The organism is Thalassoroseus sp. (assembly GCF_984380535.1).
Genome location: NZ_CFHRBF010000007.1, coordinates 216,190 through 235,130, shown reverse-complemented (window position 1 = coordinate 235,130; position 18,941 = coordinate 216,190). Strand labels below are relative to the sequence as shown.

Sequence of the window (18,941 nt, the reverse complement as noted above, 5' to 3'; positions counted from 1 at the left end):
CTGCGTCATGATGCAAAGTACGGGTGAATCGAGAATGCTGACGGAAACCACGGAAACAATCGCACAAACCGGGACTGATCAACCCACATGCCGAATGGTCACGTTGGGCTGTAAGGTGAATCAGTATGAGACGCAACTCGTCAAAGAGGCTCTCATTCAGAACGGTTACCGCGAAGCGAGCGACGACGAACCCGCCGACCTGTGCGTGGTCAATACATGCACCGTAACGAATACCGGCGATTCGAAAAGCCGCCAGGTGATTCGGCAACTCGCCCGGCAGAACCCTGGCACACGCACTCTTGTGATGGGTTGCTACGCGACACGCGACCCGAAAACCGTCTCCGATCTGCCAAACGTCTTCGAAGTCGTAACTAACAAGCGAGAGCTACCGGATGTGCTCGATCGCATGGGCATTGTCGATATGCCCGCTGGAATCAGTCATTTCGACGGTCGAAAACGCGCGTATGTCAAAGTGCAAGACGGCTGCATCCTGAAGTGCACGTATTGCATTATCCCCAGTGTTCGCCCGGGTTTACAAAGCCGATCGCCAGAGGACATCGAAGCGGAAGTCCGCCGACTGGTGGACAATGGGTACAAGGAAATCGTGATCAGCGGGATTCACGTCGGTCATTACGGCGTGGATACAACGCGAGGGAAATCCGGGTTGCCCCCGTTTCGACTTTGGCATCTGTTCCGCAAGCTTGACCGGATCCCCGGCGACTGGCGAATGCGACTTTCCAGTGTCGAGACGGCAGAAGTCAACGACGACTTCATCCATGCCGCCGCCGATTGCGAACATCTCTGCCCGCAGTTTCATCCCGCATTGCAAAGTGGGTCGGACACTGTTCTCCGGCGGATGCGGCGACGTTACTCCGTCGAGCGGTTTCTCGAAAAACTTGAGAGAATGCGGGAAGTGCTTGGGAACGTGGCATTTACGACGGACGTCATCGTCGGTTTCCCGGGCGAAACCGAAGAGGAATTCCAGGAAACAATGCAAGCCTGTGAACGGGCCAAGTTTATGAAGATGCACCTCTTCCCGTTCAGTGCCCGTAAAGGAACCAAGGCGGCAGATTATACCGATCAGGTCTCGCCGGAAGTTCGAAAAGACCGAATGCAACGACTATCCGCGCTCGAACGAAATCTCGCAATGAGGTATTATACATCTCTGATCGGGCAGCCACTACAAGTATTGGTCGAACGCCCTGTTGCAGACCGACCGGGTTGGGTTCGGGGAACGGATCGAACATACGCCCCCGTCGAGTTACCTGGCAACGAGAGCGATATCGGCAACTTTGTGATGGCAGTCGGCGAAGAAACATGTCAAGATTCTTTGATAGCAGATCGATTGACATCGCCAACTTCGAACTTGGAATTGTCGTAAGCTAACAGGACAAACCGTGGACGACTTCGGCAGTTTTGTTTCTCACTACTTTCGCTTCCGCTTTCATCGTGATGGTGACGTGGTCGTGGCGGTGTGTACGCAGTCCAAATTGTCCGAGGAAGAGAACATCGAGTCGGTCGGGCACGAATTGATGACGTTGATTGAAAAATACGGCTGTCGTCAGCTTATCGTCGACTTGGGTGAAGTCCTCTACGTGACCAGCTCGATGCTGGGAAAACTGATTCGTGCGCATCGGCAGATGCATCGTGTCGATGGGGTTATGGTGCTGGTGAGGCTGACGCCCACTGTTCTGGAAACCCTCGACACCAGTCGATTGATCGACTACTTCAACGTCGCGGAGAATGACGAAGCGGCTTTGAAGTATTTCGATGAAACGGACACCGAATCCGACGACGCTGCAGCCAACGAATAAGGACGAGCCAACGTGCTGATTGCGATCGAAGGTATCGACGGGTCCGGCAAAGGGACCCAAGCCGCACGGGTGACACAGCGTCTTCGCGAGCAAGGTCGGTCCGTCGAACTCCTCAGCTTCCCGCGGTACGAAGCCACTTTCTTCGGCGGGGCGGTGGGAGATTTTCTGAACGGGAAATTCGGCAATTTGGACGAGGTTCACCCGTTCCTGGCGTCGCTGTTATACGCAGGCGACCGTTTCGAATCCCGAGACGTATTGCAAGCCGCGCTCGATGCCAACGACGTGGTCGTGTTGGATCGATACGTCGCTTCGAACATTGCCCATCAAGGAGCGAAAGTAACCGGTGACGAGCGTCAGCAACTCATCAAAGCCATCCAACACCTCGAGCACGAAATCTATGGCCTACCGCATGCTGATCGCACGATATTGCTGAACTTGCCGGTCAATGTCGCCCAACAATTGATCGCGAAGAAAGCCAAGCGAAGCTACACCGAAAAGGCGGCCGACTTGCAAGAGGCTGACGGGATTTACCTTGGTAAAGTCCAAGAGGTCTACCAAGAACTCGCAAGCCATAGCAACACGTGGAGGACCGTCGAATGCGTTCAAGCAGGTGAACTGCGAACGCTCGACGAGATCACAAACGACCTTCTCGAACACCTCTAAACCGTTCTCAGAGAGAAACTCATGCAGCGACTCACTTCCCGATCGTGCTTGGCAGTCCTGTGGTGTTTCTTTTCGGTCGCGGTGATGCCGCGTCTGACACTGGCGGAAGAGAAGTCTCGAACGGTCCGGAATCTTGAGTTTGCTGTCCTCGATGGACACAGCTTGAAACTCGACTTGCATCTGCCGGATGCAGACGACGCACCGCTCGTCGTGTGGATTCACGGGGGCGGTTGGCGAAATGGCAGCAAAGAGCGGTGTCACGTCGGTTGGCTCCCAGAACACGACTATGCCGTTGCGAGCATCTCTTATCGACTCACAGACAAAGCCAGTTTCCCCGCTCAAATTCACGACTGCAAAGCGGCCGTGCGATGGTTGCGAGCGAATGCCGACAAGTACGGCTATAACACCGAACGAATTGCCGTGGCTGGTTCGAGTGCCGGTGGACATCTCGCGGCGTTACTCGGAACAACGTCCAACGTCAAAGAACTTGAAGGCAACGTCGGTGGGAATCTCGAACAGCCTTCGAATGTTAATGCCATCGTCGATTACTTCGGGCCGACCGATTTCGTCCTACGCACGAAGACACAACCGCAAAAGACCGTACCCAAGAACGCCCCTGTTTCGTTATTGCTCGGTGGACCAGCGGACGAAAAAGTCGAGGTGGCACGCTTGGCGTCACCGGTATCTCATGTGACTGCAGATGATCCACCGCTGCTCATCTTTCATGGCAAGAAAGACAAGACCGTCTACATTGGCCAATCCGAACGGATTGTCGAGGAATATCAAAAGGTGAAACGTCCGGTCACGTTGCACGTTCTCGAAAATGCCGGGCACGGGGGTCAGGCATTTTATAGTGGAGCGAGTCGGGAAGTTCTGGTGCGTTTCCTCGACCAGCATCTCCGTCCGGGAAACGAGTGATTATCCATCCTCGGCAGTGATCGTCACGTTCACGCTTTTGAAAGCCGGAGTTTTCGAGAGCGGATCAACCGCTCGTGAAATGAGCACGTTCGATTCGGGATAATACATCACCGCCGTGCCACTGCGAACGTCGAACGCTCTTGCCAGAATGTTCCGCATTTCGCCGGTATCGCTTTTCACGCAGACACGTTGATCGGGTTTCAGACCGAGTTGTTCGATGTCTTTCGGATTGAGCAAGATGACATCACGACGTTCCTGTCCGCGGTACAGGTCCTCTTCGTCGTAAACGACGGTATTGAACTGGCCTTCCGAACGGATCGACATCAACCGAAGTTGTCCATCGCCAAATGCGGTTTGCGGAAGTGGTACGGCGTGAAACTTGGCCTTGCCACTTTCGGTTGGGAATTTGTACTCGTCCACGGCTCGTCCGGGAACGTGGAACTCGGATTTGGTCTCGTCGATGTTGCCGACTGCGTCGTATTCGGGAATGAGTTCCCCCATCAATTTCCGCACGGCGGCATGGCTTTCCATATCCGACCAGGCGACCGGACTACCGTCGGTTCCAAACAATCGCTGGCCAATCTCGCAAAGAATCGAAACTTCGCTGCGTGGACCGTCATATCGACTTGGTCCGCCCTCACTATACCGCACGAAACTAAACATCGATTCCTGCGTTGTCGGCTGGGGTTCTTCGTCACGCGGGAGGACGGGCAGAACAATCGTTTCGCGACCGGTCCCCCAAGCATGCCCAGTGTTCAAGGTTGTCGAGAGATAGACAACCTGGTCGATTTTCTCCATGGCATTGGCGGCGAACTGCGAGTCGGGATTGCTTCCGAAGAGATTGCCCCCCAGACAAAATGCCGCATCGATTTCCCCACGACCGGCGGCCTCCATACAGGCCATTGTATCGTAGCCGGGTGATGAGGGCGGCGTGATGCCGAGTCGATCTTCGAATCGTTCCAGCATGGCTTTTTTCAGGGTGGGAGTCACGCCGACGGACCCCATACCTTGCACATTGCTATGACCGCGAATTGGCATCACGCCCGCACCACGACGCCCGACCATCCCCCGGAGGAGCAGCAAATTCGCGATCGCTTGCACCGTCTGCGTGCCATGCAAATGATGCGTAACACCCATGGCCCACCCAATCACCACGTTCTTCGCCGAGAGATATTGATCGGTGATGTGGTCGATCGTCGCTCGATCCACACCGCTACCCGCGACGATATCGTCCCAGGACAGTTGCTCAAGTTGTGTCCGAAGCTCGTCGAATTGCTGCGTGTGTTCTTCGAGGAACTGCGAGTCTTCTCCGCCGCGTTCCAGGACCGCTTTTGCAATCCCCGCGAACAAGGCCAGATCACCACCGCAAGACGGTTGGATATAATCGGTGGCAATCTTCGATCCGAAGAACAAACTTCGCACATCGCTGGGCACGCTGAAATTGACCAACCCCAATTCTCGCAGCGGATTGATCACAATGACCTTGCCACCGTTCCGCCGAAGTTGCATCAGCGAACGCATCAAACGCGGATGGTTCGAAGCCGGGTTGGCTCCGACGAGAATGTAAAGATCACTGTGCTCCAAGTCTTCCAAACGCACCGTACCCGCACCCGTGCCGATACTGCTCGAAAGCCCGACGCCACTGGCTTGATGACAGTAGTAAGAGCAGTTGTTGACGTAGTTCGTTCCGAAGAGTCTCGCCATGAGTTGCAGCAAGAACCCGGCTTCGTTCGAGGAGCGTCCACTGGCGTAGAAGAAACTTTTCTCCGGACCGGCGGACCGAAGTTTCTCAGCGATTCTGTCGAAAGCCTCGCTCCATTCGATTGGTCGGTAGTGCTGCCGATCGCCGTCGAGAATCAGCGGTTGAGTGAGTCGGCCGGAGTTCTCTAACTGTCTTGGGGAGAGACTTCGCAGTTGGTTCAGAGAGTACTTTTCGAAGAAATCGTCCGTGATCGCCGGCTGTAAATCGGAGGCCATCGCCTGAAACGACTTTTTGCAGACTTCGGGGAAATGGCCACCTTCGTTGACCATGCCTCCCAGTTGACCGCCCATCCCAACTGCGCACGTTTTGCAGGTGTTTTTGGAACGCACTCCGTCCCACATGCGTCGCCAGCCAACACGTCTCGCCAGCTTCAAGCTATAAGCGATCGCTTTCCATCCCCCACCGCGTTTGGGTGTTCTCATTCGGTCGAAACCTTTGTTGTCAGCGGAACGACTGCTGAATTGTTCGTTGGATACACATGCCAGGCGAGACTCGATACTGGTCCGATTACGGAGCGTTAGAGAGTAGGTCGCGAGAGGTCGCAACTTTTCTGGCGTTTGTTGGTTATCGAGAGAAGTCGATCAGGTCAAAATCTCGTGGATGACCCGCGCGGGTTCCGTTCCGGTGAGGCTTTGGTCGAGCCCTTGATAACGGTACGTGAGTCGTTCGTGATCGATTCCCAATTGGTGAAGAATTGTTGCAGACATGTCACGGATATGCACGGGGTTTTCGACGATATTGTAGCTGTAGTCGTCGGTTTTCCCGAACTCGAATCCGCGTTTGATCCCGGCGCCTGCCATCCACATCGTGAACGACCGACCGTGATGATCGCGGCCGTGGTTATCTGCTGTGAGTTGGCCTTGTGAGTAAATTGTGCGTCCGAACTCACCACCCCAGACGACGAGGGTATCTTCGAACATGCCGCGTTGTTTCAGGTCTTTGATCAGAGCAGCGGCCCCTTGGTCGATGGTGTCGCATTGCCCCCGAATGAGTTTTGGCAGACTCCCGTGTTGATCCCAACCGCGGTGGAACAACTGAATGAAGGGCACGCCGCGTTCGGCCAATCGACGGGCAATGACACAGTTCCGCGCGAAACTTCCCGGTTTCTCGGCGTCGGGACCGTAGAGTTCGTAGGTCGATTTCGGTTCGTCGTTCATCTCCATCAGGTCGGGAACCGATGTCTGCATGCGGAACGCCATTTCGTATTGGGCGATTCGCGTTTGCGTTTCCGGGTCGCCGAACTCCTCGAAATGTTGCTGATTGATTTTGGCGATACGATCAAGCATTCGCCGGCGAAGTTTGCGGTCGATCCCTGGCGGATCGTTGAGATAGAGAACCGGTTCCGCTCCCGCCCGTAACGCCACACCTTGATGCTTCGAGGGTAGAAATCCGCTACCCCACAATCGCGAATACAATGCCTGTTTTTGTCCGGGCCCTTTGGAGATCATCACGATGTACGCGGGGAGATTCTTGTTCGGGCTGCCCAGACCATAGCTGATCCACGCCCCCATTGTCGCTTTTCCCGGTTGTTGAAAACCGGTGTTGATAAACGTGATCGCGGGGTCGTGATTAATGGCTTCGGTATGCACCGACTTGATGATCGTCATGTCGTCCACAACACTCGCGACGTTCGGCAGTATTTCGCTGACCCACGTCCCGTGCTCGCCATGTTGTTTGAACTCGAACATTGGCGCGACGACCGGAAACGACTTCTGGCCGGACGTCATGGTGGTGATACGTTGATCGCCACGCACGGAATCGGGAAGTTCTTTGCCGTGATGCTCGCGGATTTCAGGGTGATAATCGAAGGTATCGATATGCGATGGCCCACCCGCCATGAACAAATAAATGACTCGCTTCGCCTTCGGAGCGAAGTGCGGCAGCGAAGGCAACCCGCCGTTTGCCGCTGCGGACATCGCGGGGGAATTACCGGCATGAGCCGCCGACATTCCAGCGGTTCCCATCAATGACGCAACAGCCGCTGCACCAACCGGACGTGTGGCGTCCATGAGTAACGATCGGCGTGTCAGGTTGCGTTGATATTCCAAGAATGGATTCATGTTTGCGCTTATCCCGTTTGGTAGGTTGTCTGCAATTCGCGTTAGCCGCGTGTCACGGTTTGATCGAGGTTGAGAATCATGCTCGTCACGATCGTCATCGCTGCTTGTTCAGCTGGTGGAATGGTTTCATCACGCGGAGATTCGCCAACAGCGAGCAGTTTCGTCGCGCGTTCGTGATCGCTCGTGAATGCCGCAAATTCTTCTTCGTAGGTTTCCCGCAACAGTTGAAGGACGGAAGCCGCCGGCCGCACGCCGGTCGCAAGTCGATAGGCATGTACGATTTGCTCGTCTACCTTTTCCCCGCCATCACGCATGGCCCGAGCTGCCAACACGCGGGCCGCTTCGACGAACTGGGTGTCGTTCAGCGTGACTAACGCTTGCAAAGGCGTATTCGTTCGCGAGCGTTCCAGTGAACACTGCTCGCGAGTGGGAGAATCGAAAATCGTCATCGCCGGTGCAGGGGCAGATCGTTTCCAATATGTGTACAGACTGCGACGATAAAGATCGTGGCCATGATCTTGCACGAACCGGACATTGCCACTCAAACTGACTTCGTTCCAAAGCCCCGGCGGCTGATACGGTTTCACCCCCGCGCCACCAACTTCCTTCACAAGCAGACCGCTGGCAGCTAGGGCGTTGTCCCGGATGAACTCCGCTTGCAGCCGGAATCGTGGGCCACGCGCGAGAAGTTTGTTGTCAGGATCGGCACGAAGTAGTTCTGGCGTCATGCGTGTGGTTTGGCGGTAAGTTCCGGACATCACCATCTGCTTCAGCATGCGTTTAATGTCCCATCCGCTTTCGACGAAATCGACAGCAAGCCAATCGAGAAGTGCAGGGTGCGTCGGCCATTCACCTTGGGCACCGAAATCGGCAAGCGTCTTGACGAGGCCACGCCCGAAGAGCATCGCCCAATAACGGTTCACCGTTACGCGGGCCGTCAACGGGTGATTGGGGTTCGTCAACCAACGAGCGAGACCTAGTCGGTTGGCTTCGACACCTTCCGGCAGGGGTGGCAACACGCTGGGCGTTCCCGGCTCGACGGGTTGATCTTTCTTCGGCGACGAATAATTTCCGCGGTCTAGCACGAATGTCGTTCGCATTTTCGGAACGTCTTGCATCACCATGACATCGACGGCGGGCTTGGACAACTCCGCGATCTTGCTATCGAGTTCGGCAATTTCAGTCGTCAACTTTTGATAGGTTTCGTCCACACTCGTCAGGAAATGCTGTTTGAGCGTGTTGGTCTCGGCTTCGGTTCGGTCCTCTGCGTTTTTCACGAGTAGCGGTGTGATCGGATCACTCCCGGCAAGGGCCGCGACTTCGATCTCGGACAGGGCACGCGGGTAAACTCGCACATCGTCGATCAAACCTTTATACGGTGAACCAGGATTACGACGCCCGAGATACAACGGCACCTTGGTGCGAATGGTATCGGTGAGCCGATCTTGTTCGACGTCCAACTCTTGCAGTTTGCCGTCGAAGTAGACTTTCACTCCACTCGCTTTGCTGGAGCCGTCATACGTGACGAACACATGTCGCCATTCGTTCGGCTTGAGTTTGCCCTTCGTCCGAACTTTGAGCGAGTTCGACGGCCAAGTGTTGATGAGATGAATCTGAGCGATCCCGCCGGCAATATGCAAATCGAATCCGCGGTGACCGTTGCCGTCATTCATCCTGGCAATCGGTGCTCCGGTCGGCGCCCCATTAGGTTTGATCCAACAACCGTAGGAGAACTGGTCCGTCCGTTCGAAATCACCGACGCCGTCGTAGCCAATATAGTTGGACCCGTTGCAATCGAATGCCTTACCGGATTTTCCATCGGACCACTTCGCCGCCCCTTGAATCTTTCCGGCAGCATTCTCGGTAATCAAGTTCGTCGGTGCTTCGTCAAGTGGCGCATGAAAAGCCAACCCGCCGGGTAACAACGGGGCATCGTTGGCTTGCTTCGACGCATCCGCCAGCCAAGCTTCGAACTGTGGTTGAATCGCAGCAGCATGTTGTTCCCGCTGCTTGACAAGAGCTACTTTCCGTGGCTTGAGTTTCTCTGCTTCGGCAAGTTTGATCTCATCAAACAGATCGACTTTCGGCGTTTGATTCCCGTTCCGCGTTTGCATTCCGGGATCGGCCGCCTGATTGAAATAGGCGAAGTACTGGTAGTACTCTTTTTGGGAAATCGGGTCGTACTTGTGATCGTGACACTGAGCACATTCCATGCTCAACCCTAGCCACACCATCGAAGTCGTCTTAACGCGGTCGACGGCATACTCGACGCGATATTCCTCGGCAATAGCCCCGCCTTCGTCGGTAGTCGCATTGTTTCGCAGAAACGCCGTTGCGACTTTCTGCTCCAAGGTTGGCTCAGGCAGCAAGTCACCGGCAAGTTGTTCGATCGTGAAGTCCTTGAACGACTTATTCGAGTTGTACGAGTCGATCACCCAATCTCGCCAAGGCCACATGTCCCGCGGACCATCGGCGTGGAAGACGCTCGTATCACCGTAGCGAGCCGCATCCATCCACATCACGGCCATTCGTTCGCCGAACTCCTGAGAAGCCAACAACCGATCGACAGCCCGTTCGTAGGCATCTTCCGACGGATCATTGATGAATGCATCCAAATCCTGAATCGACGGAGGCAACCCGGTCAGGTCCAACGAAACCCGTCGCAACAACAAGGCTTTGTCCGCTTCCGGGCTCGGCTTCAATCCCTCACGCTCCAAGCGAGCGATAATGTAAGCATCGATGGGGTTTCGGACTGCGTCCGTATGTTGCACTTCCGGGACTGGCGGTTTGACAGCGGGAATAAACGACCAATGACCTTCCCATTTCGCACCGGCTGTAATCCATTTCTGCAGAATCTCGATTTCACTCGGTTCAAGCTTCAAATGGGAATCCGCCGGCGGCATGCGGAGAGTTTCGTCCTCGGTCGAAATTCGCTCCCATGCGGCACTTTGCTTCAAACCGCCAGTGAATGCACTTCGAACACCTTCTTCGGTATCGAGACGCAGATCAGCCTCACGACTCGCCGCATCAGGACCGTGACAGGTGAAACACTTTGACGACAAAATCGCACGCACATCGCGGTTGAACCGGATTTCATGATCCATCGCATCGCCAGTTGCACCAAGTGCAAACACCAGCGACACCGCGAGCAAAAGTTCAGAGCGCATGGAAGAAGTCCCAACATTAATGAATGATTAACGAACATTCATTTTGCGTGACGTGAGATGGCTTTGCAACCCGGCACACCACTCACAACACGAACAGATGAACACACACCGCAATGAGTAAACAGAGCACAGCCACGAGATCGCGAGCACTGAATTGGTCACTTCGACGGTGACGACGAAGGAACCCGAGCAACGCACCGGTCGGACATCCATAGCGGCAATAGGCCATCGGGATGAATAAACTCGCCACGAGACCCACGATGGCAATCGTGAGCGTGGCCCATCCTGCGATTCGCCATAAGTAAGCATCGAAAGGTTCAATGTCGACCAAACTGAAATCGAGTTCCAACATGGCCACCACAACGACACCGATCAGCAAAATCGCGGGCACGAGAGACAGTCCGGTTCGTAACCAGGTCGGTAGATGCCATCGCCACGGTAAACGATTGCGGAGCAATTGCTGGGCGGCACCATGCGGACACAAATGCGTGCAGTAGATGTTTGACTTCGAAAATAACGGAACCGCGAACGCTGCAACCGTCAAAAAAAACAACCCAGCCACCGAACGCAGTGGGACACCGTTCTTCGCCCACCCGACGAGCAAAGCCTGCGAGAGCATATCCCCATTCGTCAATCCCAGGTAACCCACCAGGACGAACAGAAACGGCACACGAACCCATTTCTTCCCACGCAGCGATGTCAAGCCGATGACCAACCCCATCAAAACGACAAGCCCCGTCCCCCAATCTCGAATTGTCGGTCGCCAGGATTTCGGCTCGCTTCGTTGTGCACGTTGTTTCTCCAAAGCCTTCAAATGAGCCGCCGCCGCGACTTGCAGACTTCGAGCGATCGCCTGGCTCGACATCGTGGCCCCCGATACCCCTTCGATGCCTTGCTCCTCGAGATCTAACGCCGCGAGGCTTTTCAAAGTTGCGTCGTTGAAGGATTCCGGGAAGAAGTAATCTTCTCGCACATAACCGACGTACGATTCGTTATCGAAACTTTGACCGATGACTAGCCCCACGACTTTGTCTTCCGGGCTGAGGACGATCGTCGTCAACGTCGGTCCCTGATACCCAACCACGCCATCCGCTGCGGGTGAAGTTCGCAGCAGCGAACCAATTCGTCGATCACCCGCCAAGACATGCCAAAGTCCCGATAAATCGGCATCCGACTTTAAACCATCGGCTTCGGGGAAAAATTGCTGCACGGATTCCAGTTCTGGAGGTTCCGGAAACCGCAGTGACGACGCCGGTTGACGTCCGCCGAGTCGCTCCGAAATCGACTCGATGATGGCAACACTGGTGAGCGTCGCTCCAGAAACTGCATCGATCTCAGCAAACGGTGCCTCCTCGGATTGCCGACCGATAAATGCCTTGCGAAATGCCTCATGACGCATGACTTGCTCGACATGCTCGTCGGTATCGGCACTGGAAAGGATGGCAATGCCAGCGATGGCCCCATCCGAATTCAACCCGACCAGTACGTTGGTCGGCCCTGAAAAACCAATGTTGTCATCGGAGTCGGGAGCGGTTTGCAGGACCGAGCCAAGTCGTTCTCCATCGGCTGCTAACACATCACGAGTACCATCCGGTGAAGTCGGACCGAGTGACTGAGCCTCTGCGAAAATTGAACGGACCTGCTCGATTGCGACATCGAACCGGGCCGCTTCCGCCTGTCGCCGCGCGGCATACCGGGTGTGTTGCAGTTGGATCAAAATCACGATGGCCGCAAAGAGCCCTGCACGAACGGCATGCAACATGAAACCACGCACGACGTCATTCGACTCCCAAGAAAGTGACAAGCAAACCCCACGATGAAGCCCCCGAAAGCGGAGTTTTCAATACTTCGACGAGGCCAATTGTTCTCGAATTCCCATGAAAGAACAAGACACGGTAACTCAGTCGTCGTCGCGTTCCACTGTCTTGCGTGCAACGATCGCATTGCACATACTGCGACAACATCTTAGTCGATTTCCTCTTGGAATCGACCGTTTCAACTTCTGTTCGTCGCCTTCGCAAATTCTTTGTTTTCGGCTCGAATCTTCCGAAGCGTGACCATGCTTTGGTCGGTGCGAACTCTGTTCCAGGTGCTTTCGAATGAGAATCCCAACTCGTCCTGCGTTCTTACTAGTTCTTGGACTGGCCGTTCAGTTGCTCGCGAATTCCGCCTGGGCGTTCGATCGCGATCCCATTCGCTTAACGCATGGACCAATGCTCGGCCGGGCAAGTTCTCATTCGATGCATGTCTGGGGACGCACATCCGACCCTGGCGAATTTGTCGTTCGTTACGGCCTGACTCCCGACCGTTTGACCGAGACGAGCCAACCCGCTCAAACAACCCTCGCCCATGACAACACCGGTGTCGCGAAACTCACGAACTTGCAGTCGAATTCGCAATACCACTATCAAGTTTGGGTGAACGGCCGACCGCATGGTTTACCGGGTCAATTTCGAACATTGCCATCCGCTGACGATACGAGGAACGCCGAGCACAACCCGAAAGGCTTGTATAACTTTCGCTTTCAAATCGGATCGTGTGCCAATCAGAACCCGTTGCATGGCGGCGGACATCGGCTGCAAACTTATGAACATCTCAATAGGGATTGGGCAGACAAGGTTCACTTTCACATCATGAATGGCGACTGGCTCTATGAAGAGCTTCGCGAGTATCCCCCTGAAGCTTGGCGACTCACACAAGGTATTAAAGACTACCCGACTTCTGTCAAGGTGATGCCAACCGTCGTCGGTGTTTGGGAGAACTATAAACTCTATTTGAGTCGCAGTGCGGAACTCTCGAAGTGGCATCGCAACATGCCAAGCTATTTTACGTTCGACGACCACGAACTTGTGAACGACATTTGGGGCTCATCGGAAGCCGGTAAACGACATCGACGCACAGTCTTCCGCGACATCGGAACTTATGCTTGGTTTGACTATCTCGGTTGGGCCAACCCGATGGAACATGAGCACCCCATCCACTTTGGCCAAGGTAAAATGAAAGCGGGGAGTGACTTGCTCGTCGACCTCGACACAGATTTCACAAAGCTACCCCTGCAAGAAATGCTGAACCTCCACGTGCATTGGGGAACACCGGAAGCCGGAGTAAACGACATTCGATATGACAATGACGAAGGACATAAAAACTCTTATGTCTATGACATTGTCGAAGTCGTCGACAAGCACACGCTGAAACTCCATATGCCAGCGAAAGTCGATGACGATGTCAACTATTCGATCGGACGTCGCAGCTATGGAAAGTTTCGCGTGTCCAACTGTGAGTTCTATATCCTCGACACTCGCGGCGACCGAGACATGCATGATGTTCGTCATCGAGACAAGCCGGGCGTTTCAATGATTGGCAAACCGCAACGTGAATGGTTGCTGAAGTCCATGCGTGAAAGTGATGCCGACTTTTTCTTCGTCGTTTCCACAGTGCCGTTTATGATTCCACATAGTGGAGCCGGCGGTTTTGAGTTTGACGAAGAGAACAAAGAAGAAGCCTGGACCGGTTTCTTTGCCGAGCGAGAATTGCTAATCGACGAATGGAGCAAGCTCAATAAAAAAGTCTTCGTGATGACTGGCGACTTACACAATAGCTTCGCCATCAAAGTGACAGACGACATTTGGGAGTTTTGCTGCGGTCCTCACAATAGTGTCAATCACGTCCCGAAACTCGATGAAAGCGATCGTCCTGCCACTGGCAAATGGACGTTCGGTCCGCGTGAATGTGACATCCGCTGGAGTTCCTACATCCTCCCTGATCTTCCGAGACTTGAAAGACTTTATCCGCACTTCTGCGTTGTTCAGATCAACAATGTCTTCAACATGCCCAAAAAACTAGGCGATGAACGCTGGGTCGCCTATCCGCACCCGCAAGTCATCTTTCAATACTACGATGGTCGCACGGGAGAACTCGACTACGCCGAAGCCATATCCGTCGACCACTAGACCGTAGAACCTTCTTAGCAACTCCCCAAGTCATCTTCTCAGAAAGAACGATTTTTGCGGCACCTGATAACGCACATCGAGGTGTGGAGTCTTAAGATGTTTTGAGTGTTGAGTCAAAGACTGCAAACATGCTTCCACAAGTCCACTTGTCAGCAGGGTTCGTTCAGCCGGATAGACAGCTTCTCCTGTAAGAAACATCGTCTCCGCATGAGCCATAAGTCCCGCTGAGTAGACCACGTTCGGAGTTGGTGGTAGGTAGAAAAGTGTGGAGATCGGCCGTTCGCTCTCTTTCATTTTCGCAGCGCAAGTGAAATCCTCAACGAGTCCGTTCATCAGGAGCATCGTCGCTTTGAGTCCATCCCGATATTCGATGCGATATGCGACAGGCTCTTTGACCCACTCTCGCATTTGCTCGAGATTGGGTAATTTGTGGCTGAACGATTCGGGTTGTGCGAGGGTTTGACTTCGCGACAAGCAGGCTTCCCAAAGTTTCGGGTTCCAACCGCCAGCATCCCACGTCGGATGGTTCATTGCCTCCCAGACTGCGTCATCTTTCAAAGCCTGAACCGACGCAACACCGGTCTCACCCCCACGCCGACGTTCTGCCATGCATTGCATCATTTCCAATGCATGAAAATCGTAGATATCCGTCGGCCCGAATGCGACGCCCATGATCTCCTCGACTTCCGCTTCGTAAGGGAGGTCGATCGCGGGCATACGCCAAGTGACAGGCAACGAAGAACCGCCTTGCAGCGGAAAACCGAGTTCACGCGATGTGTCCACCATCTCTTTCGCCCAATCGAATTTCCAAGAGAGATGTTTATCGTTGAAGACTGGCACCGAACGGCCATCCGCTCGAAACACCTCTGCAATCTGGCGAAAGAAATCATAGCGGGGATACTGCTTTTGCCCGAACTTGTTGACGGGGTAATCGCCATGCTCACCAATGACAAGGACACCATCGACCGCCAGTTGCTCACCGCCATTCCGCAACGCTTCGGCAATTGATGGGAAGATTTGAAACCCGTAACGTTCAGCCCGATCGCGACTCAAATCATCGTCACCAACTTGGTCGACATAAGCGGAAACCACATCGATCGCCGGATGATGCCATGCACCTCCACGCGGATAGCCATGCATGAATCGCTCAGCCATATGCCACGAGTGCGAACGTTCTTTCCAAACCGTAGTAACAACAGCAATCCGCTTGCGAGGCGTTTGTAAGTTGGCCGCATTGAGAACGCCCGTCGGAGCCAACCAGCAAGTGGCCCCGGTAACACCAAGCACATTCAAAAAACTTCGTCTGTCAATCGTCATGAATCGTTCCGCCACGTAGTTCTGCCAAATCGGAGACACATGCAAGCGCTATGCCTTCCTGATTGTTCCGAACTCATGCGACAGACTCAAGTCCCTCGACCAGATCGAAGGAATTTCAGGTACAAACCATGTCGCCCCAAAGGAATGGTACTAGCGGCATCTGTCGAACAAGCAAATTGGGCAGCGAATCAAAGCTCTTGGTTGAAGAATCAAGTAAACCAACCGTGGGGAGTTTCAATCCTTCTGGGTTTGATAGTCGATAAGAGCCTTTGCAAACGCTCGGCCAATCCGACCATAGCACTTATGACTCCCCAAATAATGATAGGGAAAGTCGGAACCAACTCGATTCCATTCCTCGAGGTTCTGTCGCCAACCTTTGTCGAAGACCGCCTGAGCTTCCCAATCCCAATACTGGTCGGTTTTCACAACGAGGACGTTGCCCTGAAACTCGGGCAGACTTGCAGGAGCTATCTGATTCGTTTTAAACCGCTCTCGTTTCGCATTAGCACCAGCATCCCGGTCACCACCGACACCAAGTTGACCAATTACGAATGGGAGTTTCGGGGCCTTGAGATCTCGGCGAACATCCCGAATGAAGTTGGCCATATGTTCGGAATAGCTCGCCGTGTATTGCTCATTGATCATATCGTTGAACCCCTGAAACCAGACGAATCCAGCAAGTTCGACATCTCGGCCGCTCAGTTCTGGAAAATGGGAATCGAGATTCGCTAGTGTTTCCTTCACATCCTTGACCATCAGGCGATAGTAGTTCCCATACGAATCACGGATGTCTTGTTCCGTCGTTTGCGGACGTCGTTTTTGCGATTGGTTCAGGTCGTTAGCCAGCACGTCAGCGTCGGGAAGACCCGATGATGGAGGACGAAAATCACGAAACAAGCTTTTTCCACCCCAAGCAGTCTTGATGATTAGCACAGGTTCTCGATAGAAGTCGCCGACAGTGAAACCGAACTCCAGTTCCACCCCACAACGCTTCGGACTTCCATACCCCACCGTGAGTTTCCCTTTGCGGTCGAGAAACTTGATCCAAACGTCATCCCGAACGATGAACTCACCATCTTTATGCAGATGAGCAAAGAGGTCCTTTGTTTCAGGAGCGGAAATTTGATGTTCCAACAAAGGAATCTGCGCCTTGCCCTCCATGTTTGACTGGCCGGCAAGCACAAAGACTTTCACCGCCCCCGTAGACGGTTCGTCCGCCACAACCTGCTGCACGGAAACGGCGACCAGAACGAGTACCATAAGCCGCAACTGAATCGAGCGGATTCGATAAACCATCGGGGTTGACTCCTATCGCGTGACCTGGAAGACACTCAGAATATCAATAGATAAATCAGGAATGAGTCTCGATTGCTTCTATTGACACCGCATCTTCATGATACCAGGTAGGCTGGTAAAAAGTAGCGACTGGGAAGAAACTCGATCATCCGAAGCCGCGAAGTTGATTAGAGTCTTTTCTGATGGTATCGACGGCGAGCGTTGTTTCCTGTCTGTTGATAGTATTGAATCAGCATTTGCCGAACTTCCGCCAGCCTATTGTTGATAGTCAATGCTTTTTCATACGCTTCAATCGCGTTTTCAGTCTGCCCCCGCTTCTGCTCGATCATGGCGACTAGTAAATAGTCGCCCCAGTTGCGTCGAAGTGTCGTCAGGCGACGGGCATCAGCTAGGGCCTGATCCAATTGCCCCTGGGCAACTCGCAGGTTCGCACGCGCGAGTAACGCTTCAATCTGACTATTGACCGGAGCCTGCGATTGCGTAAGCACAGAATCCGCGTGTTTAAGAGCCCTAGCATCACCACGCTGTGCGGCTAACATCGCTAGTCGCCCGATCTGAACCAAACCAAGCTGGCTCTTTTCCTGATCCCACGCCTGACGAAGCAGCCTGTAACCCCGTTGCTGATAGGTTTCGGCAAACTCTTGACCACCTTCGAAGGCATACTCATCGTAAGCCATCCCAAGAAGCCCGGCCCGCTCCGCACCGCTGAGTTGCGATAGCTCGGCATTGGTCTTCAATGTTAATGGTCCCGGTTGATCGTGAACGCGAGTTTCCGATTCCGCGGAATGGATCCCAATACGATGATGAGTGAAAGCGACATGACGAATGTCAGTCGCCGACTGAGGCATGTGACACACCATACAGTTGTCTGCCGGCTCGGATTGCGATCGCTCAGAGACCGACAATCTACAATGATCTGGCTGATGACAACTCACGCAAATGTTTCGATAGTACTCGAATTTCTCTGCTGTCGATGGCAGTGCATGGGGATTATGACAGGTGACACAGGACATCTCCGACTGTTGATAACATTTGCTCTGTTGCAGTTGGTCGAGGTGTCCTACGACGGTCATTCGCGAATCTGCGACTTCCGGTTGGTAGTCCACACGAAACTGATCCAGTGGCAGGCCAGGGCGATAGTCATCGATCGAACGATGTGGAAACGCGAGACTCACAGCAGCATGGAAGTGACATTGCCCGCAGATATTGTCCGACAACTCTCGGCTAAGATGTTTCGGGTTGACAATCGTCCAATCAACAGCCGAATCCAAGTCAACCGTGTCCGTGCTTGAGTGAGCCTTGACATGTTGTTCTCCCGGACCGTGACACCGTTCACAACCAATAGACGCTTCAATAATCTGCATACGGTGAAGGGTGTTTTCGACCGCTTGAGACCGACCGACATGGCAACGCAAACAAGACTGGTCGACACCTCGTTCGAAACCTTGCTGCTCGGGAACATCATAACCGGGAGACATCGCCCAATGGCTCTGATTCGCAAACCAGGAAACCGGCGACTCGACGAGGAATCCGTCAATCTCGGCAAGGTAAGTCCGAGCATGCCTGCCGGAACCAATGCGATACTTCATCACATGTTCGGCTAGCAATTCGCCTTTCTCGTCGTCTTGATTCGACCAAGCATATTCCCGATGCCAAACCTGATCACTTTCATGGGCAATCACATAACGTCGATGTGATAAAGAGTGTTCAACGACATCGGCGGCGGGCTCGTTAGCTGCAGATACCAAGTCAGCAGACCGAGCCATTCCGGTTTGCTGATACCCTTCGGCTTCGGTCTCATGACATCCTACGCAGGCGTCGCTGCCAACGTACGCCGTCGATTTTGTATTGAGAAACCGACTCTCAGGTAGCGGATGGTAGCGAACCGACGGCAACGCCGAGCCACGGGAATCGGTTTCCGCTGGTTGACGTGGCCGAAACCATGTTGTGAAGACAAGGAGCGTGACGACAACAATCGTCACACCAAGCAGGCC

12 protein-coding genes are annotated in these 18,941 nt (G+C 53.9%); 5 read left to right on the top strand and 7 right to left on the bottom strand.

Going from position 1 to position 18,941, the window contains the following annotated elements:
- Positions 1 to 7 precede the first annotated feature (7 nt).
- The 4 genes from mtaB to AC5DDB_RS11435 are packed head-to-tail and all read left to right on the top strand — an operon-like array spanning position 8 to position 3,395.
- Positions 8 to 1,381 carry a tRNA (N(6)-L-threonylcarbamoyladenosine(37)-C(2))-methylthiotransferase MtaB gene (mtaB, locus tag AC5DDB_RS11450; RefSeq protein WP_491739861.1) on the top strand — a complete coding sequence of 458 codons (1,374 nt, stop codon included), beginning with the start codon at positions 8 to 10 and terminating at the stop codon, positions 1,379 to 1,381.
- Between the two features lie 16 nt (positions 1,382 to 1,397).
- Entirely contained in the window at positions 1,398 to 1,814 is a 417-nt protein-coding gene (locus AC5DDB_RS11445) for an STAS domain-containing protein (RefSeq protein WP_491739860.1), read from the top strand.
- Positions 1,815 to 1,826: 12 nt separating this feature from the next.
- On the top strand, positions 1,827 to 2,477 hold the full coding sequence (locus AC5DDB_RS11440) for a nucleoside/nucleotide kinase family protein (protein ID WP_491739859.1): 651 nt from the start codon (positions 1,827 to 1,829) through the stop codon (positions 2,475 to 2,477).
- A 21-nt stretch (positions 2,478 to 2,498) separates the two neighbouring features.
- Positions 2,499 to 3,395 carry an alpha/beta hydrolase fold domain-containing protein gene (locus tag AC5DDB_RS11435; protein ID WP_491739858.1) on the top strand — a complete coding sequence of 299 codons (897 nt, stop codon included), beginning with the start codon at positions 2,499 to 2,501 and terminating at the stop codon, positions 3,393 to 3,395.
- Here the strand turns inward: AC5DDB_RS11435 and AC5DDB_RS11430 are convergent, their stop codons facing one another.
- The 4 genes from AC5DDB_RS11430 to AC5DDB_RS11415 all read right to left on the bottom strand — a co-directional run bounded on the left by AC5DDB_RS11430 (position 3,396) and on the right by AC5DDB_RS11415 (position 12,146).
- Positions 3,396 to 5,579: an FdhF/YdeP family oxidoreductase gene (locus tag AC5DDB_RS11430; RefSeq protein WP_491739857.1), complete on the bottom strand. Its 2,184-nt coding sequence runs from the start codon at positions 5,577 to 5,579 to the stop codon at positions 3,396 to 3,398.
- Between the two features lie 159 nt (positions 5,580 to 5,738).
- A complete protein-coding gene (locus AC5DDB_RS11425) occupies positions 5,739 to 7,217 on the bottom strand; it encodes a DUF1501 domain-containing protein (protein ID WP_491739856.1) in 1,479 nt (492 codons plus the stop codon).
- Positions 7,218 to 7,258: 41 nt separating this feature from the next.
- Positions 7,259 to 10,384, bottom strand: a complete 3,126-nt coding sequence (locus AC5DDB_RS11420) for a DUF1553 domain-containing protein (protein WP_491739855.1) — start codon at positions 10,382 to 10,384, stop codon at positions 7,259 to 7,261.
- Positions 10,385 to 10,466: 82 nt separating this feature from the next.
- Entirely contained in the window at positions 10,467 to 12,146 is a 1,680-nt protein-coding gene (locus AC5DDB_RS11415) for an FMN-binding protein (protein WP_491739854.1), read from the bottom strand.
- 337 nt (positions 12,147 to 12,483) lie between these two features.
- Here AC5DDB_RS11415 and AC5DDB_RS11410 point away from each other — a divergent pair, with 337 nt between their 5' ends.
- Positions 12,484 to 14,334, top strand: a complete 1,851-nt coding sequence (locus AC5DDB_RS11410) for an alkaline phosphatase D family protein (RefSeq protein WP_491739853.1) — start codon at positions 12,484 to 12,486, stop codon at positions 14,332 to 14,334.
- A gap of 30 nt (positions 14,335 to 14,364) precedes the next feature.
- On the opposite strand, the gene AC5DDB_RS11405 is transcribed toward AC5DDB_RS11410, so the two are convergent.
- From AC5DDB_RS11405 to AC5DDB_RS11395, 3 genes are all read right to left on the bottom strand, one after another.
- A complete protein-coding gene (locus AC5DDB_RS11405) occupies positions 14,365 to 15,651 on the bottom strand; it encodes a hypothetical protein (protein ID WP_491739852.1) in 1,287 nt (428 codons plus the stop codon).
- A 234-nt stretch (positions 15,652 to 15,885) separates the two neighbouring features.
- Positions 15,886 to 16,947, bottom strand: a complete 1,062-nt coding sequence (locus AC5DDB_RS11400) for a sialate O-acetylesterase (protein WP_491739851.1) — start codon at positions 16,945 to 16,947, stop codon at positions 15,886 to 15,888.
- Positions 16,948 to 17,114: 167 nt separating this feature from the next.
- Positions 17,115 to 18,929 (bottom strand): tetratricopeptide repeat protein, encoded by a 1,815-nt coding sequence (locus AC5DDB_RS11395; protein WP_491739850.1) that lies wholly within the window; start codon positions 18,927 to 18,929, stop codon positions 17,115 to 17,117.
- Positions 18,930 to 18,941: the final 12 nt, after the last annotated feature.

What these genes read in the sequence shown, in the direction of transcription:
- AC5DDB_RS11425 (WP_491739856.1), bottom strand. Translation starts at nt 7,217, where the DNA reads ATGAATCCATTCTTGGAATATCAACGCAACCTGACACGCCGATCGTTA.
- mtaB (WP_491739861.1), top strand. Translation starts at nt 8, where the DNA reads ATGATGCAAAGTACGGGTGAATCGAGAATGCTGACGGAAACCACGGAA.
- AC5DDB_RS11430 (WP_491739857.1), bottom strand. Translation starts at nt 5,579, where the DNA reads ATGAGAACACCCAAACGCGGTGGGGGATGGAAAGCGATCGCTTATAGC.
- AC5DDB_RS11420 (WP_491739855.1), bottom strand. Translation starts at nt 10,384, where the DNA reads ATGCGCTCTGAACTTTTGCTCGCGGTGTCGCTGGTGTTTGCACTTGGT.
- AC5DDB_RS11400 (WP_491739851.1), bottom strand. Translation starts at nt 16,947, where the DNA reads ATGGTTTATCGAATCCGCTCGATTCAGTTGCGGCTTATGGTACTCGTT.
- AC5DDB_RS11415 (WP_491739854.1), bottom strand. Translation starts at nt 12,146, where the DNA reads ATGTTGCATGCCGTTCGTGCAGGGCTCTTTGCGGCCATCGTGATTTTG.
- AC5DDB_RS11435 (WP_491739858.1), top strand. Translation starts at nt 2,499, where the DNA reads ATGCAGCGACTCACTTCCCGATCGTGCTTGGCAGTCCTGTGGTGTTTC.
- AC5DDB_RS11410 (WP_491739853.1), top strand. Translation starts at nt 12,484, where the DNA reads ATGAGAATCCCAACTCGTCCTGCGTTCTTACTAGTTCTTGGACTGGCC.
- AC5DDB_RS11405 (WP_491739852.1), bottom strand. Translation starts at nt 15,651, where the DNA reads ATGACGATTGACAGACGAAGTTTTTTGAATGTGCTTGGTGTTACCGGG.